The organism is Pseudanabaena sp. SR411 (assembly GCF_002251945.1).
In the GTDB taxonomy this organism is placed as follows: Bacteria; Cyanobacteriota; Cyanobacteriia; order Pseudanabaenales; family Pseudanabaenaceae; genus Pseudanabaena.
In genome coordinates this window covers 14,430-40,288 of sequence record NZ_NDHW01000084.1, presented here as the reverse complement: position 1 = coordinate 40,288, position 25,859 = coordinate 14,430, and the positions used below count along the sequence as shown (strand labels likewise).

The window sequence follows — 25,859 nt, the reverse complement described above, 5'->3', positions numbered from 1 at the left end:
GATCTTGACTGTAGTCGCAAAAAGTACAATAAATCTACAGAAGATAGACATTGCCATAGCAACCCAAGAGATGAGTGGCGGCGCTTCGCGCCGCCACTCATCTCTTGGGTTTTGATTTGTTCTAGTTATCTCTTGCGTTGCTATATAAGTCAGCGATATTGCATTAATGAGCAAAAACATCCGCATATCCTAGTAAATCTAAGTAAACGAGGGTAGGAATATGGGCAAAGCAAGCTTTCGCTAAATCATAGCGATTTTCCCGAATCAGCATATCAATCAGTTTACGATAAACAGATAATAAATATCGAACGTCATTAGCTGCATACTGTAGTTGGGCTTCTGACAGAACTTGGACATTTCCCCAGTCTGATGATTGCGAAGTTTTATCTAGTTCAATTTTTTCAAGTTCGCGTACCAATTCCTTTAAACCATGCTTATCGGTATATGTTCTAGCCAGTTTGCTAGCAATTTTAGTGCAGAAAATTGGATGCGTGGCAATGCCGAGATGTGCTTCCAGCATCGCTACATCAAACCTCGCAAAATGGAAAACTTTATTAACTTCAGGGGCTTCAAACAAATACTTTAGGTTGGGCGCATCTTTAATACCCTGAGCCATTCTGACTAAACTTACAGTCTCATCATCATTGCAAATTTGGATTAAGCATAGGCGATCGCGTCGAGGAATCAATCCCATCGCTTCAGTATCAATGGCGATCGCCTCGCAGCCAAGATATTCTTGAAGAGTTTCAAAATCAATATCGTTATCAAAAATTTTAAAAGCTGGCATCTTAATTTGTCGGTTAGATTTTTCGGAGAGTGCTAGGGGTTATACAGCTTTTATACAACCTATTTGTCAAACTTGGCAAAATTTGACAAAAGCTCAGAAAATATGGCGGCTTTGCTCTGCTTAAGCTCTTTTGCGCTTTCTGTTCTGTACCAGTCCTAGGCAATGGTTCCGCTATTTGGTTAAACCTCTTGTCAAGCAATGGTTTTAGCCGTTGTCAAGTTCAAACCGCCGAAATCTAGATAACAAGAGGGTTTTGGAGTTTCTCCCCATAGTAATGAGTTGTAAGAGTTGGAGGTTTGTGAGAGTGCGCCCCAAAAGAGCGCACTCTCACAAACTATTTAGGATTGCTATATATTTACAATTAAATTTTACAAATAAACTAACGCATACTTCTAAAAATAAGCTTTTAGTACCATGACTCTACTTTATACAAATTATATAATGTGTAAATAGAAGTCTTAAATTATTTGTAGATTTTTTGGCTTGTGGAAAATTAGTCCGAAGGGTTGATCTTACACAAACCATTTAGGATTGCTGCAAGAGTAAATTTACTTTAGGCAAAAAAGACCCTAGTTTTACCTAATCGGATTATTTGGCTAAAACCATTATTGAGCAGAGTCTGTCATAAGCAAAATCATAGAAATAGTGATTTTAGATTTATGAGTGTCTTTCTCATTACAAGTTTAGAATTCACAATGAAAATTACTGCATACTTGCACAGCAATTTTACTATATTAAATTAAACAAAAGAAACAAATCTAAATCATCCTAAACCCTAAATTTTCTAATAACTAGATTAAATGGCAAATTGTTAGAAATCTATTCCGAAACAATAAGTTATTTGAAGGAGTCAGATTTAGAGAAATTTTTTGTTGATGAGTATAATGTATGGCAATCCTAAATAGTTAGGGGGAAAGCTTGACCGAATGATAAGCTCTTCCCCTAACTTGTCAAACCACAAAAGATTCAGAATTGGTATAGTCAAATCTGAAGTTCAATTTTTTTGCTGTTGTTCAAGAACATATTGATATGGCACAGTTTTATAATCAAAATCAATTTAATCGATTCTCTGAGCCAGTGACTGATATAACTGCGGGTAGCATAGAGAAAGCTCAGCAACATATTTATAACTTCTTTTTAGGAATTATTAAACATTATGATGCTGAAATAATTTTAAATCAATTTGAAAAATTATTTATCAGATATGAAGAAATTGATAATGTTAATGCTTACTATGCTTTAGGTGAAATTATATTTCACAATAAAGAGAAAGAATTTAAGTATGCTCTTTTACGCTGTTGCTATATTCTCAATAACAACTGGGCGATCAATGGGAATATTAATGCTTGTCAAAAGTTAGTTGATCTTTTTTTGTCAGATTCTATTGGCGTTCCCACAAGAATTCACAAACTAAAAAAATTAAGATATTGGCTACAAAAATTTGTTCAATCTGAAGAATATAACACTCTGCGATCGCTCTCAGGAAGAGCTGGTGTACATAAGAGCTACCATAACTGGAGTGAGCGTTTTTCCTCCTATCTACTTATCTCAGAGTATGCAGATCCAAGAAAGCCCTTAGAACAACGTCAATATGCAGCAAATTTATCTCGCAAGATCAAGAAACAATTTAAGTTTGATCTTGCCATGTATACGGCGCGTATTGACTCAAGATTAGGCGCAAATCCTCAACGTCCAAATCCAACCAATTTAGGTGATGGTGTACTACTTTTAATTAAAAGAGTATTGAATAAACAGGGTAATGCAAACTATAGACAAGCTGCTAAAAACTTTTACGAACAAATTCAGAACATAACTTTCTTAGAATTCAAAGTTAGACTACTGGATTATCTAGGTATATCACAGGATGATTTAGAGGTTTCTGAGGTATTACGTTTGACAGTTGTGGAGAAATTGAAACACTTTCAAGAACATCGCAATGAAGAAATAATGCCTATTAGTTTATTGTACGCAACTTGCAATCGAGTTTTGCAATATTTACTGTTAAATGAACGCCGCAAGCCCTCTGAATTTTTACAGTTATCACTAGAATATGATAACTTTCTGAACCCGATAATTTTATTGCTAAAGATTGTCCTAATTCTGCCGCATATTCGCTTTTATCTGGAAAGTTATATTGCTGAATTACTCAAGTTTTATAGCGTGTATGATGAAACAGAATGTCGGGCTTTCATTAATTTTCTTGATGTTTTGAATGTTACACTTGCCATTTTTGATGAGGATACAGACTATAGCTTAATTAAAATGAATAGTGGTGAAAATGATTTAGTTGATATAAATCTAGACAACTATCGTGTATTTTCACAATTAAAGAAGTTTGTAGATTTAGATCAGAAATCAGTTGAGCAGTTTGAGCAGCTTGAGCAAGAAGACACGACTAAAACTCTAGAGTTTTAGTATGCGTGGCAATGCATGGTCATATTTTTATGCTTGAGATTCTATCCATTCAAAAATACGATTCCATGCCCACCAGCGATCTCGATCGCCATATTTGTGCTGGCAATTTTTGCTACTAACATAACCGACATGACCACCGTGTTCTGTAACTATGAGTTTAATCGCAGGATTATCTTCAGCGATTTTTTCTAAGTCTGGAATGATTGATGGATCAAACATTGGGTCATCGGCAGCATAAAGAATAAAGGTTGGCTTTTGCAAATGCGGCATGAAATATAACGGACAACTTGCATCGTAATATTCCTCTACCGAGTCAAAGCCTAATTTGGTGATCGTCAATTCGTTATCAAATCCCCAAATGCTGTTTGCTCTCTCCACCGCATCACGATCAATTGATTCAGGATGCATTTTTGCCATGCCGCGTCCTAGTTTTTTTAATTCACGAGCGATCGCCTTTTCGAGAAATCTGCCCAGTTCATCTTTGACCAAATAAGTAAGCGATCGATTGGAGTCAACACTAGGACAAATTACGGCTCCACCTGCGATATCGGCGGATGTAATTTCTAAATCACTCCCCCAACTAGCGATCGTCTCTCCAGCCTTGATCCCCCACAAAGCTAACTGACCTCCGAGGGAATATCCCGTTAGCCAAAAGGGAGCAGGACACCCTAATTGTTTAGCTGTATTGGCGATCCGAATAAAATCTTCACCTTCATACAGTCCGTCTGAGGTCAACGCTGGTGAAAGCTCTGCTGTTTTGCCATGCGCTCGCCAATCAAATAAAACCACAGCATATCCTTTAGCGATCGCCTTACGCCCTAAAATTTTGAGAAACCATTGATTATCCAAATCCCCAGTGATGCCATAGGTTCCAACAATAGTTCCTTTGGCATTTTGTGGAATTGCATATTTACCAAAGATCGGCACACCATTTGCACCTGTAAAAATATGCTCTTGGTAAGTAGGCTCTGGTTCAACTGTAAAGTTTTCCCATTTTCGACTCACCCGCAAAGCCGTATAAAGGGTCATTAGTAGCCCATTCGTGAGATGCCAAGGTGGTATGTAAATCATATAGAAATATTGAATCCTTAGCTGTGTTTCTTTCGGCTTTACTATATCAAAACAAAATAGAGCTAGTGCGAAGCACTAGCTCTATTTTTGTTTTATACGGAGAGAGAGGGATTCGAACCCTCGTTAAAGTTACCCCTAAACAGCATTTCCAGTGCTGCGCCTTCAACCACTCGGCCATCTCTCCTCGCTTAACTCACCAAAGGCTATCGCAAATTTTTTTGCGAAGTCATTTGTTTCGTCGTGCGGATTCTAATCATACCAAAGCTTGGTACATATGCAAGACTTGAAAGTACGAAAAATCAAATTTTTTTGTTTCTATTAAAAACAAAAAAAAAGAAGAGCGACGCTCTTCTTTTTTTGTTTTTTTAGACGGCATGTTGACGATACCAAGCGATCGTCTGATTTAAACCTTCACGAAAACCTACCTGTGCGGTGAAACCAAAAGCTTGCTTAGCCCTTTCCACATCAAGGCAACGGCGAGGTTGTCCATTGGGTTTGTCGGTTTCCCAGAAAATTTCGCCATCGTATCCCATTAATTCACAAATCAAATGGATCAAGTTCTTGATCGAAATCTCCGAGCCAGTACCAATATTTACAGGCTCTGACTCGTTATAAGCCGCCGATGCCATAACGATTCCTCTGGCGGCATCTTCAGAATAGACAAATTCTCTGGTAGGTGTGCCATCACCCCATACCGAAATTTGGCGATCGCCTTTTTGTTGAGCCTCATAAACCTTACGAATTAACGCAGGAATTACATGGGAGCTAAGCGGATCAAAGTTATCTTCTGGCCCATAGAGATTAACTGGTAGTAGGTAAATACCATTAAATCCATACTGTTGACGATAGGACTGTAACTGCACTAGCAAAGCTTTTTTTGCGACACCATAGGGAGCATTGGTGACTTCAGGATAGCCATTCCAAAGATCTTCTTCTTTAAATGGTACGGGTGTAAAGTTGGGATAGGCGCAAATTGTACCAACACAGACAAATTTTTGGACATTAGCTTGATAAGCGGCATGGATTAACTGCACACCCATCATCAGGTTGTCATAAAAAAGTTCGGCAGGTTTTTCACGGTTGAGTCCAATGCCGCCGACATGAGCCGCAAGGTGAATAATTAGGTCTTGATCTTGAACAACTTTTTCACAGACGGCAAGCGATCGCAAATCATCATCTTTTGATCTGGGTACAGTAATCAAATCTTGGCTAGCCCCTGCGGCGATCAGTTGGGCAATCACCTGCTTTCCTAAAAATCCAGCACCGCCAGTTACCAGAATCTTTTGATCTTTGAATTGTAGTTTTGATTGATTGTCTATCATAAAAATTTCTTCAGTAAAGTACGAGTAGATTAAAAGCCCTGCACAGCAGGGCTTTTAATCTACCAAGTCGAGGCTTGTCCAATATTTCTCAATGTGGCAATATCCTCAGAATGCGTGCCTTTAGGATTTGGCAAGCCCAAAGCTTCTAAATCTGCATCTACCATTAGCTCAACTAAAGCTTTGAAGGTAACTTTAGGCTCCCAGCCTAGCTTTTGTTTTGCCTTAGTCGAGTCACCTAATAACAAATCCACTTCAGCAGGACGGAAATAGCGGGGATCAATCTCTACATAGTCTTCCCACTTGAGATTGACGTAGGCAAAAGCCTCTTCTAAAAACTCGCGTACTGAATGAGTTTCCCCAGTGGAGATCACATAGTCATCGGGCTTTTCTTGCTGCAACATGAGCCACATCGCCTCTACATAGTCTTTGGCATAGCCCCAATCCCTTTTAGAATCCAGATTACCTAAGTACAGTTTTTTCTGCTGATTAGCAACAATACGAGCGATCGCCCTTGTGATCTTTCGGGTGACAAAGGTTTCGCCGCGACGAGGCGACTCATGATTAAACAAAATGCCATTACAAGCAAATAGGCCATAGGATTCGCGGTAATTAATCGTTTGCCAATGAGCATAGACCTTGGCACAGGCATAGGGGCTACGTGGGTAGAATGGAGTGTCTTCATTTTGAGGTACAGCTTGCACCAAGCCATACATCTCCGATGATCCTGCCTGATAAAATCGGATTTCGCGAGTGTTGCGCTGTTGATAATCTCGCAATGCTTCTAGTAAACGTAAGGTTCCCATACCCACGGCATCAACTGTATATTCAGGTGAGTCAAAGCTAACGCGCACATGGGACTGAGCGCCGAGATTAAATACTTCATGAGGTCGAACCGCTTCTAAAATCCGACCCAAAGTTGTACCGTCAGTCAAATCGCCATAGTGAAGGAATAACTTGGTTGCTGGTAGATGCGGATCTTGATACATATGATCGAGGCGATCAGTATTAATCGTCGAAGATCGACGAATGATGCCGTGGACTTCATATCCTTTAGCTAGCAGAAGTTCCGATAAATAAGATCCATCTTGACCAGTAATACCTGTAATTAAGGCGCGTTTAGATTTACTCATGACTTGTGGGTTAATAAGGACTTCAGTAAAAGTTTATAGCATTAATAAATCAACAAAAAATGAGGGAGTACAGAGTTTTCTTTCATAAACATTTACCATCAATTAACATTTTCTCAAACTCAGGTGCCGGTAATGGGGGACTAAAGAAATAACCTTGTACCTGATCGCAACTATTCTCTTTTAAAAACTGAATCTGCTCGGCAGTTTCAACACCTTCGGCGATAACTTGCAATGACAAACTATGAGCAAGATCGATGATGGCTAGGGAAATCGTTGCATCATGACGATCTGTGGTGATGTCTTGGATAAAACAGCGATCAATCTTTAGGGTATTTACTGGAAAGTGCTTAAGGTAGCTTAAGGAAGAATAGCCTGTACCAAAATCGTCGATCGCTACTTTTACGCCGATCGCCTGTAACTGAGAAAGCACCTGAATTGTGAACTCAGCATTTTGCATGATGATACTTTCAGTCAGCTCAAGTTCTAAGTGTTCTGGGTCAATCCCAGTTTCTTGTAAAACCTTACTGATCAGTTCAATGAGATTATTATCTGGTCGAAAATGTTGACCAGATAGATTAACTGCCACAAATCCATAATCTATGCCAGCCTTGTGCCACGATCGCATTTGTTCACAAACTGAATAGAGAATTACCTCGCTCAAACGGAGAATTAGTCCCGTTTGTTCAGCAACAGGGATAAATTTGCTGGGCATAATAATGCCTAAATCTGGATGTTGCCATCGGGCTAACGCTTCCGCACCAACAATCTTTCCTGACTTAAGATCCACGAGAGGTTGATAAAAAACCCGCAGTTCATTGCGATCAATGGCGCGATGGAGACTGTTGGCTAACGCCATATATTCTGAAGATTGCACATTCAGGTCTGAACTGTAGAGCTTATAAGTATTCCTGCCATGGTTTTTGGCGTAATACATTGCTAATTCGGCATTTTTGATTAATCCTTCAGCCTCTTGATGATCTTCAGGAAAAATGGTGATGCCAATACTACTGGTAATAAAAACCTCATGCCCATACAAATTATAAGGACGACTTAATAGATCTAATATTTTCTGGGTTTCCAGTTTAATACTGACTGGATCTTTGACATCAGAGATGATCAGCGCAAATTCATCACCTTGTATCCTTGCCACCATATCGCAGGGGGCTGCATAGCGTCTTAGTCGTTCGGCGATCGCTTTAAATAATTGATCGCCAATATCATTGCCAAGCGTGTTGTTAATGATATTAAAGTTGTCCATATCTAGAAACAGTAAAGCTAGAGACTTGTTATTAATCTTGGCGTGTAATACTGCTTGACTTAATGACTCGTGAAAGAGAATGCGATTTGGTAGTTGGGTCAAACCATCATGGTGAGACAAATATTCAAATCTTTCTCCCACGGCTTTGATTTCATCATAGTAATGATCTTTAACAGAGTTGTACTTTTGTAACCGTGAAGCGATCGCCCCTAATAATTCTGCTGATGTAAAGGGCTTAGTGAGATAGTCATCTGCACCTAGTTGCATGGCTTGACGCATGTCCGCTTTTTCCGTCATTGCGGTTAGAAATATAAACGGAATCATTGATGTTTTTGGCTCTTGTCGCAGCGCAACTAGGGTTCCATAGCCATCTAGTTCTGGCATCGCAATGTCACAGATAATCAAATTCGGTAAATAGGTTTTGGCGATTTGGACACCAACAACTCCATTCTCTGCACCCAGTACATCAAAACCTTCGTAGGAGAGAGTCTCCATGATCTCTTCGCGTAAGGCTTCTACATCTTCGATGACTAGAATTGTGGTCATAATTGCATCTATTCCTTTAGGTAAGGCAGTTTTACCTTTACAGTTGTTCCCTTGTTTTCAACACTATTAAGTTGAATTGTGCCACCAAGGATGTCTACTGAATTCTTGATAATTGCCATACCCAATCCAGTCCCTATGATCATACCAACATTGTGGGCGCGATAAAAATGGTCAAAGATCTTTTCTTGATCAATTAGAGGAATACCAATCCCCTGATCTTGAAACTCTAATAAAAGTTTGGGTACATGATCACTAGTTAATGAAATTGTAAAAGTGACTTCGCTAGCATTAGGTGAATACTTAATTGCATTTGACAATAAATTAGAAATAATTTGCCTAAAGAATTTAGTATCAATTGTTACTTTTGCAGGAGCATTTGTATTTTTAAAAATAACTTGATGTTTGCCGTTTCCTAGTAACTTAGTTTGTTCAATAATCTCGAGACAGAAATCTTCAAGATTGATCTCTTCTAACTGCAACTCAAATCTTCCTGATTCAGTTTTGCCGATGATTAATACCTCTTCTAAAAGGTTAGTCATACCTTTTACTTCCCGTTGAATTTTATCAATTCTCTCTAGTTTTTTCTCGTCTGACATCTTATGCCCATAGTTTCGCAGTAAATCGCTTGCTGTCTGGATTGTAGCGAGTGGTGTCCGAAATTCATGGGAGGCTCTGGAAATAAATTGAGATTTGAGTTCATTTAGCTCTTTCTCCTTGAGCAAAGCTCTTTCTATTTGGCTGAGACTTTGTTCGAGTTGTTGGGTGCGATCGGCAACTTGTCGTTCTAGATTTTTATTGAGATCTTGAACTCTGTCAAATAATTTTACCTGTTGAATTGCGATCGCTACATGATTAGCCAACTGCCTTAGCAAATCAATTTCAAACTCTTCCCACTGACGCGGAGCAAAACATTGATGAGCGATTAATAATCCCCATAATGTATCACCAAAAGCAATAGAGACTACAATATTAGCTTTTACTTGAAAGCATTGCAAAAGATCTTTATGGCAAGGGCTTAAATCTGCAAGATCAACATCATTTATACTTGAGATTGATCGATTTTGATATTTCTGTATATTCTCTTGATTAAAGCAGGCATCATTAATTGTTTTTCCAAGAATGGATAATGCTGGATCATTAATTGCTTCCACAACAAATGCACCACTCCAATCTTCTTGAAATTGGTAAATAACCACACGATCAATGCGTAACAATTCTTGGGCTTCTTTAACAGTAATGGCAAGAATTTGATCGAGATTTAATTCGCATTGAATTTTAAGTAAAATTGCATTCAATAAGCGTTCTCTTTCACCTTGATAACGTAGTTGAGTCTCGACTTTTTTGCGCTCGGTAATGTCGTAATAACTACTCAAATACATCCGTTTGCCTTTGTAGGCCATTAACCTCGTAGAAACTAAGACATCTTTAAAGGTGCCATCACGATGACAAATGCGCGTTTCGACGGTCATCGCTTGACCAGTTTCCTGTAAATGCTGCAATCGTTGCAAAGCTTTGTCATGTTCAGCGCGATCAGGATATAGAAAAGTTGTAAAATCATGGCTGGCATTTGCCTCCGCAAAAGTATACCCTGTAAGATTTTCCATACCAGCATTGAAAATCGCAAAATAGCCTGAATCATCACTAAAGGTAATGCCTTCTTTGATTGATGTCAGTACAGTCCTCAGCCGCTCTTCACTTTCGAGTAATCTTTGAGTTGATTTAACTTGATCGGTAATGTCAGTTTGAATGCCAATGTAGTTAGTGAGATCACCATGATCGTTAAATACTGGCGCAATGTACAAATCATTCCAAAATGGCGTGCCATCTTTACGATAGTTAAGCAGAACCGCATGACATTCTCGCTTTTCCTGAATTGCTTTATGTAAATCTAGAAGCCCAATCTGATTGCGATCGCCTCCTTGCAAAAAACGGCAATCACGCCCTAGCACCTCTGCTGCACTGTAACCTGTAATCCTCTCAAAGCTAGGATTTACATAAATCATCGGATTATTGGGCTGAGTCGCATCGGTAATGACGATTCCGTTAGAGCTTGCAGCGATCGCTCGTTCACGTAATTGTAGCGATTTTTCCACCCGCTTCCGTTCTGAGATATCTCGCAATGAGGCAACTACATAAACTCTACGATCTTCATCCATGGCTTCAGACACACGCATTTCTGCCGAGGTGGTACTACCTCGGTTGAGAATATCGATATCAGTGCTTTCTCCTGCTACTACAGGTAGTCCAAAAGTCTCACCAATAATATCGTCAGATTTACAACCAAATAGATTCTCCGCTGATTGGTTGACGTAGCGGACAATGCCTTCATGATCAACTACCACAAAGGCATCGGAGACTTCACTCACCAAATGACTGAATTTTTTTTGATTAAACTCTTTAACTTGCGATTTGGTTAATTCTAGGGTTGTAATGTCTTGGCAAGTACCAACAATCTGTTTTGAATGATCATTACTATCAAGCTTGAGGGATAGCGAAATCGATAACAGTCGATTTGTCACCAAATCAAGTTGTGTTGTAAATACAGCAACTTGCTGTGTTTGCAAGCATTGACTAACATGCTCATTTAATAACTGGGCAAATTCTAATGGTAAACATTCTTTTGGCTGTAAGCCAAGTATGTCAACGGTTTGATCGATACTACGTTCTCCGAAAATGAGATGGACAAAGGTAAGATTGGCACTCACAAATCGCAATGTAAATGCTGGATGATCTTGATCTTTTACATCTGACACTTGCAAGTTTGGCTCATTTGCCACGTCTGACTCAATGGTCAAAACAAAGATACCGCATTGAACATAATCTAGGATATTTTGCATAGTCGCCAAAGCCTCTACCAAATACCAAGGGTTCTGCGATTTAATAAGGAAATAGTTTTCCGTGGGAGGCAAAGCCGCGCTACGGAAAAACGGCTCTTTATTTTACTTCGATACCCTAACCTAAAACATAGAAACTATGCTTCAGGCTTCATGGCTCAACTATAATTTCGATCGCTATACCTTTACATTAATTGTTTATGAATTTAACGCTCTCTGTTCCTTCCATCGGTTGTTCTAGTTGTATTGAAACTATTACCAAAGCAATCCAAGCTGTTGACGCATCGGCAATAGTTACAGGTGACTCTACAACTAAGTCTTTAGATGTCGAAAGTCAATTAACTGAAGTCAAAATTCGCGAACTAATTGCTATCGCAGGTCATAAAGTAGCTTAAAAGTAGAAGCCGTAAGAATCACGGCTTCTACTTTTAAAGATCGCAATATTCGCCTTTGGGGGCATTAAAATCCCCAGACTTACCCCCACTCTTATGTATCAACCTTGTATTGGAGATGATCATCGTCTTTTCGAGCGACTTAGCCATATCGTAAAGGGTTAAAGCCGCGATCGTGGCAGCAGTCATCGCTTCCATTTCTACCCCAGTTTCCGCCTTAGTTTTGACCTCAGCCTCAATTTGATAACCAGGGATATTTTCATCTAGCATAATTCTGACATCGACACTAGTTAGATTCACAGGATGACACATGGGGATCAAACTAGACGTTTGTTTCGCAGCCATAATTCCTGCTAGTTTTGCTGTGCCTAACACATCTCCCTTTTTTACATTCCCTGCTTGGATCGCGTCCAATGTTGTTGTTTTCATAGATATCTCGCAAACAGCGATCGCCCGTCTTACCGTTTGCGGTTTATGAGTCACATCCACCATCTGAGCATTACCACTTTGATCAAGATGAGCGAGTGACTGAAGAATATCCGTATCCATAAAAACTTTGCCGAAATTAGCTCAATAATATAAAAAATAAAACAAGGCTGCGAAGAATTTAACCATGGCTAGTCATTGTTGATGGCTGCGCTGTAAACAAGGAACCGATTTTTGATGGCGCGGCGAAGCCGCGCCATCAAAAATCTTGTTCTTTATTAAATTGCACAACCCTAACCACTTAGCGATGCTAAATCCTTCGCCTATAATGTTTTGCGAATGCACGTGTACTCAATCGCAAAACAAAAAACAACTACAGTAAGGGTTTGTGTTTTCATTGAGCCGTTGGCAAAATGAAAACCTATAGTACAAAAGTTTACCCGAATTATGACTGAGACTGTAAAGATTGAGCTTTATGCCAATAATCTTGATGAAACTCAAGCGATCGCCACCAAACTAGCTCAACTTGTTACCGCAGGGACAATTATTCTGCTCGAAGGCAATCTCGGCAGTGGCAAAACCACTTTTATGCAAGCCTTTGGTCGCGCACTTGGGATTAGCACCACGATCACTAGTCCAACATTTACCCTAATTGATGAATATACCGAAGGTCGCCTGCCACTTTATCACATTGATCTTTATCGACTAGAGCCATCCCAAGTTCCCAACCTACATTTAGCAGAATATTGGCGCGGCGAAGATTTTCCCCTTGGTGTCGTAGCGATCGAATGGGCTAGTAAACTACTTACCATTCCGCCAAAGCATCTCAAGATTAATCTCTCAATACCAGGGCGATCGCCTGAGCAACAATCCCCCAATCTTGAGGCATCTCCAGACGAAGACGAAGAATTCCTGAAGACTTTACCCGAAGGACGTTTAATTCAACTCATCGCTCAAGGTTCATCCTATGTTGAAATGCTGAACAAGGGGGAATTTTAATAATTTTCAGCGCCATAGGCGCTGAAAATTATTAGCTTTTATCTTGAGAGCCTGACTCATCAGTAGTTTCCCCATTACCCTTTACTTCATCTTGAAATCCACGCAAAGCCTGTCCCACACTGCGACCAATTTCAGGGATGCGCTTTGCCCCAAAGATTGCCACACCCACAAGCGAAATCACAATTACCTCTGGCCAGCCAATTCCAAACATTTCTCTTAGATCTCCTCAAATGCATCTGCTATGCTTTTATTCTCTACGCAAATGTCAAATTAAACGCACCTAAAAATAATGGAATCAACCATTACTTGGACACTTGGAAGCACTGAACCAGATGCTGAAGCCAATCTTGCCCGCATTGCCCAATGGTGGACATCTCTTGCAGGTCAAGAAATTATTTGGCAACAACGCCCCTTGACTGAAAATAGCGATCGCAATGCGATCGACTGGAACAAACAAGCTCTCGACGAAACCTTTGCAATTCAAACACCAAGCCTTCGAGGCATTACCCTCTATTGGTATAAACCCAATAGCCCAGACGAACGTAATATCTCCGTCGGCTATCTTCAACTCAATCTATTTACTCAACAGCTAGACATCCTGCCATCTTCAGGTCGTAGCTACCAACTCCGCATCACCCTCCCTAAAATCGTCTACCAAAAAATTCAAGTCAATGATCCGCAGTTTGGTAGCATCATTCAACCTAATGGTGATGCAGTATTACTATTTCGTGACGAAAAACAACGCTTAGAAATTCAAGTGGATTTAAGCGCCGTAAATGTCGATTTACTTAAACAAAAGCTAATCAATCCATAAATAGAGTTGACGGCGCAAAGCACCGTCAACTCTATTTACAAAAATATGGCGAATGCTATAAACATTAATAAAGTAAGACATATTTTTATGGAATCTAGCCTATGATTTGTGCATATTTGGCAAACAAACTTGGCTAAGGGTAAATCTATGACACCTCAAGAACTCCCACCTCCGATTAGTCCTCGTCAGATGGATATGCTTCGGGCTGTAGCAGCAATGGCTTGGGCTGATGGCAAGCTGGAGCCTGATGAAATTCGGCTGATGCTTGATGAATTTGCAATGTTATTTGCCAAAAACGAAACAGAACGTAATGCGCTGAAAACTCGTCTCAAAGATTATTTAGGACAAAATATTCCTCTAGAAGAAGTTGTACCCAACATCAAAAGTGTTGAAGATCGAAAAATGACCCTCAGGCTTGGCTACCAAGTAATCCAAGCTAGTCGGCGCAATCCTGATGAACCCATGATCAACCTTGACGAGGCAGCAGCTTATCAAAGACTAGTTAGGATACTAGATCTCCCTCCCGAAGTTGTTGCCGACATTGAAGCATCGATCGCCCCTACCGAAGAAACTCATCCCAACGGACTTATTAAATCTCTTGCCTCAAGGTTACACAAACTACTTGGGAACGCAAATTAATAAATTAATCTAGTTAAATAAAGCACCGCACCTATTTGGATAAATGCTGCCCTAATCTACATAGCCTTGCACTGCTGATACAAGAAACCAAATATTTGTTAAAAGGTTTTTCTTAAAGGTTCTGCGATTTAATGGCTCGGCTTTGCCTAGCCATTAAATCGGTTCTTTTATTTTGTGGGTTACTTAATCGTAAATTGCTTTAGATTTGGGTTCTCAATTAACTACAATAACTAAGTCATTGTGCTGATTGGTAATACCTATGGCCACAAACTCGGATAGAGTTATTACTTACAGAAAAATTTTAAGAGCTACGAGCAGCCACTATGCGGGATGGAACTGATCTTCAGCAAAAAATTATGTCCGCCCCATTCTTTGTGGGGCTACCTGATGAAGCCGTTATTAGGGCAACAGCCCACATGGTCACACGTAGCCATCCAGCCGATCAAGTAATTTTGCTGGAAAATGACTGGGGCAACTCAGTTTATTTCATCTTGGAAGGCTGGGCAAAAATCCGCACCTATAATCTCGATGGCAAAGAAATCACCCTGAATATTTTGGGTTTTGGCGAAATGTTCGGCGAAATGGCTCCCCTTGATCAAGTACCGCGATCAACCGATGTAATTACGCTCACGCCCACAACCATTGGCAGCCTCCCAGCTTCAGATTTTGTACATCTGATTGAAACAGAGCCAACCGCAGGCATACATCTAGCAAGGCTTATGGCAAAGCGCTTGCGCCAAGTTAATCGACGGTTACGCTTGCGGGAAGCTGATAGCACTTCTCGCGTTGCCGATGTTCTTCTCTTTCTGGCTGAAGGACAAGGGACAAAAGTCAGTGGTGGTTTAGAAATCCCCAATTTACCTCACCGTGAACTTAGTAGTCTCAGTGGTTTAGCTAGAGAGACAGTAACTCGTGTACTGGGTAAACTAGAGCGCAAAAATTTGATTCAGCGTATCCCTGAGCGTGATGTGTTGTGCATCCTCAACCCTGAAGGGTTAGAATCCCTGATGGTTTAAATCACAATGTGACGCGAATCAGCACCTTTTGATCTGTTATTATTAGGCTCGTTATTTGGTAGGTAAGAAGTATAAATGCTGAATCCAGTTGATTTCAGCGGTAGACCTTTTCATTTTGTGGGTATTGGCGGGATCGGTATGTCGGCGATCGCCTATATCTTAGCGAAGCAAGGATTTACGGTATCTGGCTCAGATCTTAGTAGCAATCGCATCACTCAAAAGCTACAGGATCTTGGTGTAAAAATTTTTCAAGGGCATCATGCAGATAATATTGATCTAGCAAATGCTCCTCAAATTGTCTGTTCGACTGCGATCAACCAACAAAATCCCGAATTTCAAGTTGCGCTAGCGAACGGATTGCCAATTTTGCATCGTTCTGATTTATTAGCTGCCTTGATCGAACAATTTCAAGCGATTTCGGTTGCAGGTACGCATGGCAAAACGACGACCAGTAGCTTAGTGGGATTTTTACTGCTCAAAGCAGGACTTGACCCTAGTATTATCATCGGTGGCGAAGTCGCTGCTTGGCAAGGCAATGCCCGTCTAGGCAATGGCAAATATCTAGTTGCTGAGGCTGATGAATCCGATGGAACCTTGGTTAAATTTTTGTCTCACATTGGCATTATCACCAATATTGAGCTAGATCATCCTGACCACTACCACAGCCTTGAACAAGTTGTTGAAATTTTTGAGACTTTTGCGAAACGTTGTGAAGTAGTAGTTGGATGTATTGATTGCCCAACAGTTAAAGAGTATATTCATTCAGATATTACTTATAGTCTGAGCGATCCGACAGCAGACTATACCGTGTCGGAAGTGAATTACACCCCATCGGATACGCAAGCGTTAGTGATTGAACGCGGCAAAACTTTGGGGCGAATTTCAGTAGGACTCCTTGGTAAGCATAATCTCAGTAATGTTCTCGCTGCGATCGCTGTGGCGCGTTATGTGGGCGTTGAATGGCAGGCGATCGCTGATGCTTTACCTGATTTTGTCGGTGCTAGTCGCCGCTTTGAGATTAAAGGTGTGCATAACGGGATTACTTTTGTCGATGACTATGCCCATCACCCTAGCGAGATTATTGCCACGCTTGCCTCAGCCAGACAACAAAATACTACTAGTCGGGTAGTTGCTATCTTTCAGCCCCATCGCTATAGCCGCACCCACCGATTTTTATCAGAGTTTAGCCATTCCTTTACCGATGCTGACATGGTGATTGTTACCGATATCTATGCCGCCAGTGAACCCTACGATGGCAAGATTACAGGAGAACAAGTTGCTGAAGCGATCGCCTCCGTGCGAGATCAAGTGCATTATTTGCCAACCCTCAAAGATGTCCAAGCATTTTTAGTCAAAAAACTGCAATCTGGAGATCTCGCCGTATTTCTTGGCGCTGGTAATCTCAATCAGGCAATCGCGCCAACAATGAAAGAAATAGAGGAATCGCTTTGCGAGCCCTCTATTAATTAGTTTTACTCCCAAGCCGATGTCACTCGATCTCCAAACCCAAATTCCAATTCGCTCGAACGTAGCTCTAGCAGGGCTAACTTCGATGCGAGTTGGTGGTGCGGCTGAGTACTTTATTTCGCCTCGCACATCTACAGAACTAGCCGATAGTCTGATATGGGCTAGCGATCTCCATTTACCGATCACGATTATTGGTGCAGGGAGCAATCTCTTAATTAGCGATCAAGGTTTAGCGGGTTTAGTGATCTGCACCCGACATCTACGTGGGATTGAGTTTGACGAGCAATCTGGACAAGTTACGGCTGCCTCAGGCGAACCTGTGGCACGTTTAGCCATGCAAGCGGCTAGTCATGGTTGGTCGGGGTTTGAGTGGGCAGTTGGCATCCCTGGGACGGTGGGTGGACTAGTAGTGATGAATGCAGGAGCGCAGGGTGGATGTGCAGCGGATTGTGTCGTGTCAGTGCAGACCGTCACTTTAGCTGGTGAACCTAAGCTAATTTATCCTCAGGATTTGGATTTCAGCTATCGTACCTCGGCTTTACAAGCATCATTACTATTAGTCACAGATGCAACTTTCAAATTTCAGACTGGTGGTGATCCAGAGGCGATCACGGCGGATACGGAGGCAAAGCTCAAAGTAAGACATACTACACAGCCCTATCACTTGCCAAACTGCGGCAGCGTTTTCCGCAATCCTTTACCCCAATTTGCGGCTCAACTCATTCAAGATGCTGGACTGAAAGGCTATCAAATTGGCAATGCTCAAGTCTCAGAATTACATGCCAACTTCATTGTTAATCTCGGTCATGCAAAAGCTAGTGATATTTTCAGTCTCATTAAACACATTCAAACTGTGATCAGCGATCGCTATGGTGTAGTACTGGAAACCGAAGTCAAAATGATCGGTCATTTCTAAATGTTGAGGGCTTGTTAGCGATCGCATTGAACTATAGATAGATTTAAGATTTAACTATTTACATTACTCAATACTTCAATGTAGTCTATATACATAAGCGCAAGCTTATATATAAATCTTCATAACTTATTCATTCCCTTAGGGTTTTATTTGCAATCATGACAACAGCAGTACAAAGACGCGAAAGCGCATCACTGTGGGATCAGTTTTGCAATTGGATCACCAGCACCGAAAACCGCCTATATGTAGGCTGGTTCGGCGTAATCATGATCCCTTGCTTGCTCTCCGCCACAATTTGCTTCATCATCGCCTTCATCGCCGCGCCTCCAGTCGATATCGACGGAATTCGTGAACCAGTAGCAGGTTCCTTGCTATTTGGAAACAACATGATTTCTGGCGCAGTCGTACCATCTTCAAACGCGATTGGCTTGCACTTTTACCCCATTTGGGAAGCAGATAGCCTCGACGAATGGCTATACAACGGTGGACCATACCAATTGGTAGTATTCCACTTCYTRCTCGGCATTTTCTGCTACATGGGACGTGAATGGGAACTTTCCTACCGTCTCGGTATGCGTCCTTGGATCGCMGTAGCATACTCWGCACCAGTAGCAGCAGCAACCGCAGTATTCTTGATCTACCCAATCGGACAAGGATCATTCTCTGACGGTATGCCTTTGGGTATCTCAGGTACTTTCAACTTCATGATCGTATTCCAAGCAGAACACAACATCTTGATGCACCCATTCCACATGTTGGGCGTAGCAGGTGTGTTCGGCGGTTCATTGTTCAGTGCAATGCACGGTTCACTCGTAACCTCCAGCTTGATTCGTGAAACAACCGAAAATGAAAGCCAAAACGCTGGTTATAAATTCGGACAAGAAGAAGAAACCTACAACATCGTTGCAGCCCACGGCTACTTCGGACGTTTGATTTTCCAATACGCATCCTTCAACAACAGCCGCAGCTTGCACTTCTTCTTGGCACTATGGCCAGTAGTTGGCATCTGGTTCACCGCATTGGGCGTAAGCACCATGGCGTTCAACTTGAATGGTTTCAACTTCAACCAATCGATTTCTGACAGCCAAGGACGAGTAGTACCTAGCTGGGCAGACGTAATCAACCGCGCTAACTTGGGTATGGAAGTAATGCACGAGCGCAACGCTCACAACTTCCCACTCGATTTGGCAGCAGTTGATGTAGCTCCTGTAGCAATGGCTGCTCCTGCTATCAACGGTTAATCGACTAACCTAGTCATCTCGAAATAAAAAAGCCTCTCCGCAAGGAGGGGCTTTTTTATTGTTGTGAAATCTCTATATTTACTAGCGCGATCGCACTTTACGAGGTCAAGGATGTATCGCGGATCTTCTGATCAGGCTTTTGGATTATTGGTATTACCGCTATCTTTTTCGTGGATGATGCGATCGCCTTCTATAAGGGATTTAATTTAAATAATTGGTAATAATTTCTAGGATCACTTGTTCAATATCTGGAATTTCGGAGGGAATGATTTTATCTTTGATATGTTTATGATCTGTATAGTCTAGTTTTGGCTTATGATTTGCATTGTCATAACGAAATATCAAGTTGTTATCAGGGTCTTGGTAATGGAACGAATATGAAAGTTTTTCAATGGATTCTTGTAAGTCAACATATTCTCTAAAAAATAGATATGAGCCTTGCAAAAATTCTAGACTTCCTTGAATAAATCCAACATAATCGGATCTAGGATCAACAGAAAAGGTAAAGGATCGAATCCATCCATCATTCACATATTTTTGAATGGTGGCGATGATATTAGCTTGATAGTTGTTGAGTAACATATTCGATCGCCTGTAACTTTTGCAGAGAATTAGTTAGTCTCTTCTTGATTTTGATTTCACCTGCCCAACTCACATATTCTTCATCGCCGCCTTTGAGGTCTTCAGCAGTCCAATCGCTGAGAAAAAGGTCGGATGAGATTTGATATTTAGTTTCAAATTCTTGCAAAAATTTATTAGTTTTATCTAGCGATCGCTGTAAGTTTTTGATTTCTGCATCAATTGCGGCTCTGATTAAATTTTGGACGATTTCGAGATCAGGTGCATCGGATTTAATTTCTAGTTGCAACATAATGGTTTACCTCAAAAACAAATTATCTCTACATATAAAAGCTATAACGAATTTGCGGTTGTTCATGTTCTCCTAAATACTTCATTATTTCACCTACTTTTCTTGCACATTGAATAGTGATTGGGTACTTTCCATCAAACTGAGTGTTGTTCCAACTCATTTTTGTGAGTCCCAAAATTTCTTGGCAGATAATACTAGGTGATTCGTCTGATTCAATTATCCTTATTTCTAAAGGCTGAGGAATATAAGCTCCTGGATAGGTTCTATAGTATTTTACAGAACCTCTTGTATATAGAAGATGTGTATTCTGCTCTAGTTCAATATGCGTACCTCTATATGGTGGATAAATTCCATGTCGAAACAATCTAATATCTGTTTGAAGAATGGTTACAAAATCGACTGTGTTCACCATAGACTCTGACACAGCCTGACGAAAACCTTTCATTTCATCTTCAGAGTAGTTTGAAGATTTATGAATTACTAACCGCCCTGGAGAATTATTCATAGCGATTCTATACTCATACAAGGCGGACTTTAATAGATCATAAGCTTGTATATCTGTTAGGTGAGGTTGTCGATCATCTTTATTTAAGTCAACAGGAGTACCTCGCAGTATAACTCCGTTACCAAGTTCGTCAAAAATTTGAGCTAAGCTTGTATGTAGTATTTTTTTATCCCTACTTTTGTAGAAACTTACCCCAACAAAACAAATAGATGGCTTATTAACATTAGTAATTAGTTTCCAACAGACTGTTTGGTTAGCTTTGTAATAGAGTGCAGTACAAAAGTTCCATGCTTTAGTAGCATCATCTTGTTGACCTTTTGCTTGTGCATCTAAAGAAGATTCTTTAATAAGCTGTAATGGTTTTCCTAGATGCATTGTCTTAGCTTTCAAGGCTCTTCTAAAATTAGTTTCTATATTGTCAGTAGATTTCCTTTCTCTATCTGAATCTTCAATTGGTTCTGAATCTTCCATAGCAATCTTGTCATACAATTTTGTTGGAATGATACATATAATGACATCAACTGTTCTATTTTGAGATAAAAATTTAACTAGTTGGTAGTAAAGCTCGACAGATGCATTAACCCTATCGTTCCAGTTTGGTATCTCAACAATTTTCTTGATTTCAGATGAGTTAATACTTTTAGTGATTTCTTCCTCAAATACAAATCTTGATTTATAGCCTGAGTCTTGATTAAAACCACAAAAATCAGTGTACAAATTGGGCTGTCTATTATTAGGTTTAGCTGGTATATAATCAGAGCATTTCTCTATCCATGCTGCAAGTTTACCTAAATTGTCACTAGTCCCAATTGAACCAATAAAGATGCGATCTCTCCTTGCAATCATTTTTGTATCATAAACATTGAAATTGCTAATTCCATATCTTGGGCATATATGATGTCCAGTGGCAAATTCAAGTTTTGGTTCTTCGATTAAATGTAATTTCATGATTTGAACAGTGGTAGGTCAATATCTTCAGAATCTTCTTCTGAATCTTTTGGAGGGTTCCATTCTTGATCGTCTAATATTAATGTAGAGTTGAAATTTTCAATATTTCCAAAAGATAAAAATGGATATGTACGCCTAGAAATTTGAAGGGGTTCATTGTTAGACAAAAAGTAAGCGATAAAACGAAAATGATTAAAGACCTGACTGTTGTTTTCTTTCTTTTTCAGCCAATCAACTTTTTCTTCGCTATAGAAAGATTTCTTGTAACCATCATAGCTAAAAAACCATTCTGGCTTGACAAGGATATACCAGTTATCCCCAAATTTCTTATACTGAGCTTTAAATGCTAAATGCCTACAGTAAAAGGTCTCATGAGGTTTATCTTTTTTTACGATTCTTGTGTAAACTTCTCGACTACTTACCCGTTCACCTTTCCAACTTTCTTTACGCTCGGACTCTCCATCAATATCACAGAATATAAATAATTTCTCTTCATGTTGCCATTTCACTTTTCGCTGAAATAGCTTTTGCTGTAAACATTTTCTTAAAAGAGATTTAAAAACTTTTTCATTATCTGAGCTTTTGTCACAAAAACTTTTAGCGTCAATCTCAATGATTGTCTCTTTATCAACAATTTTTGAAAGAGCAAGATCTGAATTCCTTAGATCGTGAAATGTAATAAGCCTATTTTCAAAATATTCCCAATCAACACCAAACCTAATCCCCAAACTAGCAAGTGCATCTTGGACAGGTTCACGCTTAGAAAATTTTTTGGTTCTTGAAGGTTGATTCAAATTACTTCTTATAGCTTTTAATTTAGTGCTTAGACTAGCTATATATAGAGTTTTTGGAAAAGATATCTTGATGAGATTAAGATGTAAGCGTTCATTCTGATCTTCTTTCGCTTCATGATATAGGAATGATTTACCCTCCCCAAAGTTATCTTCAAGAATCTTTCTTATTTTGTCTGCTTTACCAACTGGAAAACTAGCAACTATTTTTAGTATGTCAGAATAGTCTTGAATATCATTTTTTACATCAAACTCAAATTTGCCTTGACATATATCTTTTAAAGATTTACTTGTATAGGATTTTTGTTTTTCAGAAATTATATAGATAATTAATTTGTCATACTTGTTATATAATTTATGCTCTACAAACTTTTGCAACGTATTTTTTACTTTGTCTATATCAGATGTTGAGGTAATTTGAAAACATACTCTTTCTGCTTCATCACCTAGATCTATTGCTGGATAATTATCTTCGTCTAGATTCAAGTTTTTGAGTGCTTTATAACCATAAACTTCTTTGAATAGTCTAACCAATACATTTTCTGATAGTCTGTTAATATCCGTTTTTCCCATAGCTGTCTCACCTTTAACTTGCGTTACAAAGATTGACATCAGATAGCTGATTCTAGATTGAATTTCCTGTAAGTTCATCTTTACTTACTTGTTTTATATTTAGAAACTTATCTAAAATTATAATGCAATTCTTCATTGTTATAGCATAACGCTTTAAAAGTAGACGCAGTAAAACAATCGCCATATCAGGCGATTGTTTTACCTACTTACAACCTGAGTACGAGCCTGAGAACGAGATTTAGGCTTATCTTTCACAACAATCTCTACATCTCGACCTAGAGAATTTAAAAATCTAAATAACCTCACAGTCGAGAAGCCTGATAACTTGCCATTGATCAAAGCCGACATCTTAGGCTGATCGATTCCCAATAGTTTAGCCGCTTCAACTTGAGTTATTTCTAACTTAGTAATGATACTGCTGATTTTATAAGCAAGTTCTGCTTTAACCAGCAACTCATCAGAATTCTCTAATTCCAAATCAGCAAACACATTGCCACTACTTCTTTGCACCTTAATCTCTTCAGTCATACAGATCTAGTTAAACGATCGCCTGATAAGCGCGATCGCTATCATGCTTACGGACAAATTGTCTATTTTGTCTATAATATAAGAAAAAGAGCTAAATCTATGCAAATTGTTTCAGCAACCGAAGCCAAACAATCTTTTGGTGCAATCATCGACAAAGCCCAGCGTGAACCTGTGATGATCCGCAAACAGAATCGTGATGTCGCTGTGATTATGTCCATTGAAGACTATCAACGCATTACTCGTATTAATATTCAAGAATTTCAACAATTCAGAGCTAGTATTGCAAAAAAAGCACAAAAACGTGGCTTAACGGAAGAAAAGTTGAATGAACTGTTGAGTGATGACGAATAGTTCTATACGCTTAGTTCTTGATACAAATGTGTTAGTTAGCGCTATTTTATCCCCAGCGTCTATGTCAGCCAAAATTCTAAATTGGGGAGAAGACAATGGCGTTATTTTGTACTCTACTGCTACGCTCACCGAAGTTTTATCTGTTTTAGGACGCTCAAAATTTTCTAAATATATTGATCATGACGATATTGATGGATTATCTATCCGCATCAAAACTGTATGGTTGTTTGACGAGATTTTAAATCAAGTTCAATTATGTCGAGATCCGAAAGATGATAAATTTATCGACTTAGCGCTAAATGGTGAGGCTTCTCATCTGATTACTGGAGACAGTGACTTACTTGTATTGAACCCAATTCAAAATACTTCAGTCATCAATCCACGTACTTTTTGGGGTGAGATCATAAAACTTTGAATTATGAAGCTCTTAAACGATCGCCTAATAAGCGCGATCGCTAATCTATAACATTACTTTCAAATTGATATGTTCTAGAGCGATCGCCATTCTTTAGGGCAAATAAATGAATTTAATCTCGACTTGCCAAGTTAACATTAAGCTATAACGCATACCTAAAAAAACAGCCGATTAACAAGATTCCTATGACTAGAACCGAACGCGACTCCATGGGGGAAATGTCCCTGCCCGATGATGTTTACTATGGTATCCAAACTGTAAGGGCGATCGATAACTTTAAAATTAGTGGACTTAAGCCCCTACCCACCTTTGTGGATGCTTGTTTGCTGATCAAAAAAGCTACAGCATTAGTTAATGCCGAACTCGGTTGTATTCCTGTCGGGATGGGCATGGCGATCGCGGCGGCGACAGATGAAATATTAGATGGACAGTTGCGGGATCAGTTTGTTGTTGATGTTTATCAAGCGGGTGCTGGTACATCGCATCATATGAACATCAATGAAGTATTAGCCAATCGCGCCCTTGAGATTTTGGGTGACATTAAGGGGAATTACCAAAATGTAAACCCTAATGATCATGTGAATTATGGACAGTCTACTAATGATGTAATTCCTACAGCGATTCGGATTGGAGCATTATTAGCACTTGATCACGTCCTATTTCCTGCTTTAGCGAATCTCGGTGAACAGTTACGGATTAAGGCGATCGCCTTTGCAGGAATCGTCAAATCTGGACGTACCCATTTACAGGATGCTGTCCCCGTCAGACTTGGTGATGAATTTCAAGCCTATGCCCAAATTATTAGCGATCACATTAAACGCATTCACCTAGCAGCCAATGATTTAAAAACCTTGGGTTTAGGCGGGAGTGCGTCAGGTACGGGACTAAATACGCATCCGCAGTATTGCGATCGCGTTGCTGAAAAGCTGAGCGAGATTACAGGATTTGAACTGAAGCCCGCTAGTAACTTGATGGCCGCAATGCAGAGTATGGCTCCCTTTGTAAATGTGTCGGGGGCAATCCGCAACCTTGCCCAAGATACTTGCAAAATTGCGAATGACTTGCGCTTGATGGATTCAGGACCTAAAACAGGTTTGCGCGAAATCCAGTTACCACCAGTCCAACCAGGCTCGTCCATCATGCCAGGCAAGTATAATCCTGTGATTGCCGAAATGACAAATATGGTTTGCTATCAAGTCATTGGTTATGACACAGCGATCGCTTTTGCGGCGCAAGCAGGTCAATTGGAACTGAATGTGATGATGCCTTTGATTGCCTACGATTTGATTCAGAGTATTGAGATTTTGGGTCATGCGATCGATACCCTTGCAACAAAATGCATTAGAGGAATCGTGGCAGTTGAGGATCGCTGTGTAGCCTATGCCGAAGGTAGCCTTTCTCTGGTGACAGCCTTAAATACCCATATCGGTTATCTCAATGCTGCTGATGTCGCCAAGGAATCCCTAGCAACAGGTAAATCTCTACGCCAAGTGGTTTTGGATAAGGGATTGATGACCGAAGAAAAGCTAGCAGAAGTTCTCAATCTTGAGCAAATGAGTCGTCCTAATGGTTGATATAAGGTTCTTTTGAAACTTGAGGTATAG

General features: G+C 39.9%; 26 protein-coding genes and 1 tRNA gene. 13 read left to right on the top strand and 14 right to left on the bottom strand.

All coding sequences use genetic code 11. The features are described from left to right. Positions 1 to 163: 163 nt before the first annotated feature. Positions 164 to 793 (bottom strand): ribonuclease H-like domain-containing protein, encoded by a 630-nt coding sequence (locus B9G53_RS07860; protein ID WP_094530919.1) that lies wholly within the window; start codon positions 791 to 793, stop codon positions 164 to 166. Between the two features lie 1,023 nt (positions 794 to 1,816). On the opposite strand from B9G53_RS07860, the gene B9G53_RS07855 reads away from it, so the two are divergent. After that, complete coding sequence (locus B9G53_RS07855; RefSeq protein ID WP_094530917.1) at positions 1,817 to 3,202, top strand: hypothetical protein; 1,386 nt, start codon at positions 1,817 to 1,819, stop codon at positions 3,200 to 3,202. Positions 3,203 to 3,229: 27 nt separating this feature from the next. Here B9G53_RS07855 and B9G53_RS07850 read toward each other — a convergent pair whose 3' ends face one another. The 6 genes from B9G53_RS07850 to B9G53_RS07825 all read right to left on the bottom strand — a co-directional run bounded on the left by B9G53_RS07850 (position 3,230) and on the right by B9G53_RS07825 (position 11,366). After that, positions 3,230 to 4,273 carry a YheT family hydrolase gene (locus B9G53_RS07850; protein WP_094530915.1) on the bottom strand — a complete coding sequence of 348 codons (1,044 nt, stop codon included), beginning with the start codon at positions 4,271 to 4,273 and terminating at the stop codon, positions 3,230 to 3,232. A gap of 97 nt (positions 4,274 to 4,370) precedes the next feature. Next, positions 4,371 to 4,457, bottom strand: a tRNA-Ser gene (locus B9G53_RS07845). Between the two features lie 181 nt (positions 4,458 to 4,638). Beyond that, complete coding sequence (locus B9G53_RS07840; RefSeq protein ID WP_094530913.1) at positions 4,639 to 5,595, bottom strand: GDP-L-fucose synthase; 957 nt, start codon at positions 5,593 to 5,595, stop codon at positions 4,639 to 4,641. Positions 5,596 to 5,654: 59 nt separating this feature from the next. Further along, positions 5,655 to 6,725 carry a GDP-mannose 4,6-dehydratase gene (gmd, locus tag B9G53_RS07835; protein ID WP_094530911.1) on the bottom strand — a complete coding sequence of 357 codons (1,071 nt, stop codon included), beginning with the start codon at positions 6,723 to 6,725 and terminating at the stop codon, positions 5,655 to 5,657. 82 nt (positions 6,726 to 6,807) lie between these two features. Beyond that, positions 6,808 to 8,529 (bottom strand): EAL domain-containing protein, encoded by a 1,722-nt coding sequence (locus tag B9G53_RS07830; protein WP_094530909.1) that lies wholly within the window; start codon positions 8,527 to 8,529, stop codon positions 6,808 to 6,810. Positions 8,530 to 8,537: 8 nt separating this feature from the next. Beyond that, complete coding sequence (locus tag B9G53_RS07825) at positions 8,538 to 11,366, bottom strand: PAS domain S-box protein (RefSeq protein ID WP_094530907.1); 2,829 nt, start codon at positions 11,364 to 11,366, stop codon at positions 8,538 to 8,540. 197 nt (positions 11,367 to 11,563) lie between these two features. On the opposite strand from B9G53_RS07825, the gene B9G53_RS07820 reads away from it, so the two are divergent. Further along, complete coding sequence (locus B9G53_RS07820) at positions 11,564 to 11,758, top strand: heavy-metal-associated domain-containing protein (protein WP_094530905.1); 195 nt, start codon at positions 11,564 to 11,566, stop codon at positions 11,756 to 11,758. A 33-nt stretch (positions 11,759 to 11,791) separates the two neighbouring features. On the opposite strand, the gene moaC is transcribed toward B9G53_RS07820, so the two are convergent. Beyond that, the gene (gene moaC / locus B9G53_RS07815) at positions 11,792 to 12,304 is read right to left on the bottom strand and encodes a cyclic pyranopterin monophosphate synthase MoaC (RefSeq protein ID WP_094530903.1); all 513 of its coding nucleotides are present in this window, start codon (positions 12,302 to 12,304) and stop codon (positions 11,792 to 11,794) included. A 324-nt stretch (positions 12,305 to 12,628) separates the two neighbouring features. On the opposite strand from moaC, the gene tsaE reads away from it, so the two are divergent. Further along, positions 12,629 to 13,180, top strand: a complete 552-nt coding sequence (gene tsaE / locus B9G53_RS07810) for a tRNA (adenosine(37)-N6)-threonylcarbamoyltransferase complex ATPase subunit type 1 TsaE (protein WP_094530901.1) — start codon at positions 12,629 to 12,631, stop codon at positions 13,178 to 13,180. Positions 13,181 to 13,211: 31 nt separating this feature from the next. Here the strand turns inward: tsaE and tatA are convergent, their stop codons facing one another. Further along, complete coding sequence (gene tatA, locus B9G53_RS07805) at positions 13,212 to 13,391, bottom strand: twin-arginine translocase TatA/TatE family subunit (protein ID WP_094530899.1); 180 nt, start codon at positions 13,389 to 13,391, stop codon at positions 13,212 to 13,214. 78 nt (positions 13,392 to 13,469) lie between these two features. On the opposite strand from tatA, the gene B9G53_RS07800 reads away from it, so the two are divergent. From B9G53_RS07800 to B9G53_RS27270, 7 genes are all read left to right on the top strand, one after another. Continuing rightward, complete coding sequence (locus B9G53_RS07800) at positions 13,470 to 13,994, top strand: hypothetical protein (protein WP_094530897.1); 525 nt, start codon at positions 13,470 to 13,472, stop codon at positions 13,992 to 13,994. Positions 13,995 to 14,141: 147 nt separating this feature from the next. Next, complete coding sequence (locus B9G53_RS07795) at positions 14,142 to 14,633, top strand: TerB family tellurite resistance protein (protein WP_094530895.1); 492 nt, start codon at positions 14,142 to 14,144, stop codon at positions 14,631 to 14,633. Between the two features lie 323 nt (positions 14,634 to 14,956). Further along, positions 14,957 to 15,649: a Crp/Fnr family transcriptional regulator gene (locus B9G53_RS07790; protein ID WP_094530893.1), complete on the top strand. Its 693-nt coding sequence runs from the start codon at positions 14,957 to 14,959 to the stop codon at positions 15,647 to 15,649. Between the two features lie 75 nt (positions 15,650 to 15,724). Further along, entirely contained in the window at positions 15,725 to 17,119 is a 1,395-nt protein-coding gene (murC, locus tag B9G53_RS07785; protein WP_094530891.1) for a UDP-N-acetylmuramate--L-alanine ligase, read from the top strand. A gap of 16 nt (positions 17,120 to 17,135) precedes the next feature. Beyond that, a complete protein-coding gene (gene murB, locus B9G53_RS07780) occupies positions 17,136 to 18,032 on the top strand; it encodes a UDP-N-acetylmuramate dehydrogenase (RefSeq protein WP_094530889.1) in 897 nt (298 codons plus the stop codon). A gap of 158 nt (positions 18,033 to 18,190) precedes the next feature. Then, positions 18,191 to 19,273, top strand: coding sequence for a photosystem II q(b) protein (psbA, locus tag B9G53_RS07775; RefSeq protein ID WP_094530887.1), 1,083 nt, complete (start codon positions 18,191 to 18,193; stop codon positions 19,271 to 19,273). A 63-nt stretch (positions 19,274 to 19,336) separates the two neighbouring features. Beyond that, entirely contained in the window at positions 19,337 to 19,483 is a 147-nt protein-coding gene (locus B9G53_RS27270; protein WP_176453141.1) for a hypothetical protein, read from the top strand. On the opposite strand, the gene B9G53_RS07770 is transcribed toward B9G53_RS27270, so the two are convergent. The 5 genes from B9G53_RS07770 to B9G53_RS07750 form a co-directional block, all read right to left on the bottom strand. Beyond that, positions 19,475 to 19,855, bottom strand: coding sequence for a DUF6516 family protein (locus B9G53_RS07770; RefSeq protein ID WP_094530885.1), 381 nt, complete (start codon positions 19,853 to 19,855; stop codon positions 19,475 to 19,477). The two genes, B9G53_RS27270 and B9G53_RS07770, sit on opposite strands and share 9 nt — an antisense overlap. Further along, positions 19,830 to 20,144, bottom strand: a complete 315-nt coding sequence (locus B9G53_RS07765; RefSeq protein WP_094530883.1) for a hypothetical protein — start codon at positions 20,142 to 20,144, stop codon at positions 19,830 to 19,832. Before B9G53_RS07765 ends, B9G53_RS07770 begins: the two co-directional genes overlap by 26 nt. 28 nt (positions 20,145 to 20,172) lie before the next feature. Then, positions 20,173 to 21,597: a hypothetical protein gene (locus B9G53_RS07760; RefSeq protein WP_094530881.1), complete on the bottom strand. Its 1,425-nt coding sequence runs from the start codon at positions 21,595 to 21,597 to the stop codon at positions 20,173 to 20,175. Then, the gene (locus B9G53_RS07755) at positions 21,594 to 23,039 is read right to left on the bottom strand and encodes an SMEK domain-containing protein (RefSeq protein WP_141211735.1); all 1,446 of its coding nucleotides are present in this window, start codon (positions 23,037 to 23,039) and stop codon (positions 21,594 to 21,596) included. Before B9G53_RS07755 ends, B9G53_RS07760 begins: the two co-directional genes overlap by 4 nt. 120 nt (positions 23,040 to 23,159) lie before the next feature. Next, positions 23,160 to 23,489 (bottom strand): helix-turn-helix domain-containing protein, encoded by a 330-nt coding sequence (locus B9G53_RS07750; RefSeq protein WP_094530877.1) that lies wholly within the window; start codon positions 23,487 to 23,489, stop codon positions 23,160 to 23,162. A 99-nt stretch (positions 23,490 to 23,588) separates the two neighbouring features. Here B9G53_RS07750 and B9G53_RS07745 point away from each other — a divergent pair, with 99 nt between their 5' ends. The 3 genes from B9G53_RS07745 to B9G53_RS07735 all read left to right on the top strand — a co-directional run bounded on the left by B9G53_RS07745 (position 23,589) and on the right by B9G53_RS07735 (position 25,829). Next, positions 23,589 to 23,840, top strand: a complete 252-nt coding sequence (locus tag B9G53_RS07745) for a type II toxin-antitoxin system Phd/YefM family antitoxin (RefSeq protein ID WP_094530875.1) — start codon at positions 23,589 to 23,591, stop codon at positions 23,838 to 23,840. Then, entirely contained in the window at positions 23,830 to 24,255 is a 426-nt protein-coding gene (locus B9G53_RS07740; RefSeq protein ID WP_094530873.1) for a putative toxin-antitoxin system toxin component, PIN family, read from the top strand. The genes B9G53_RS07745 and B9G53_RS07740 overlap by 11 nt, the downstream gene beginning before the upstream one ends. Before the next feature lie 185 nt (positions 24,256 to 24,440). Next, complete coding sequence (locus tag B9G53_RS07735; RefSeq protein WP_094530871.1) at positions 24,441 to 25,829, top strand: aspartate ammonia-lyase; 1,389 nt, start codon at positions 24,441 to 24,443, stop codon at positions 25,827 to 25,829. Positions 25,830 to 25,859: the final 30 nt, after the last annotated feature.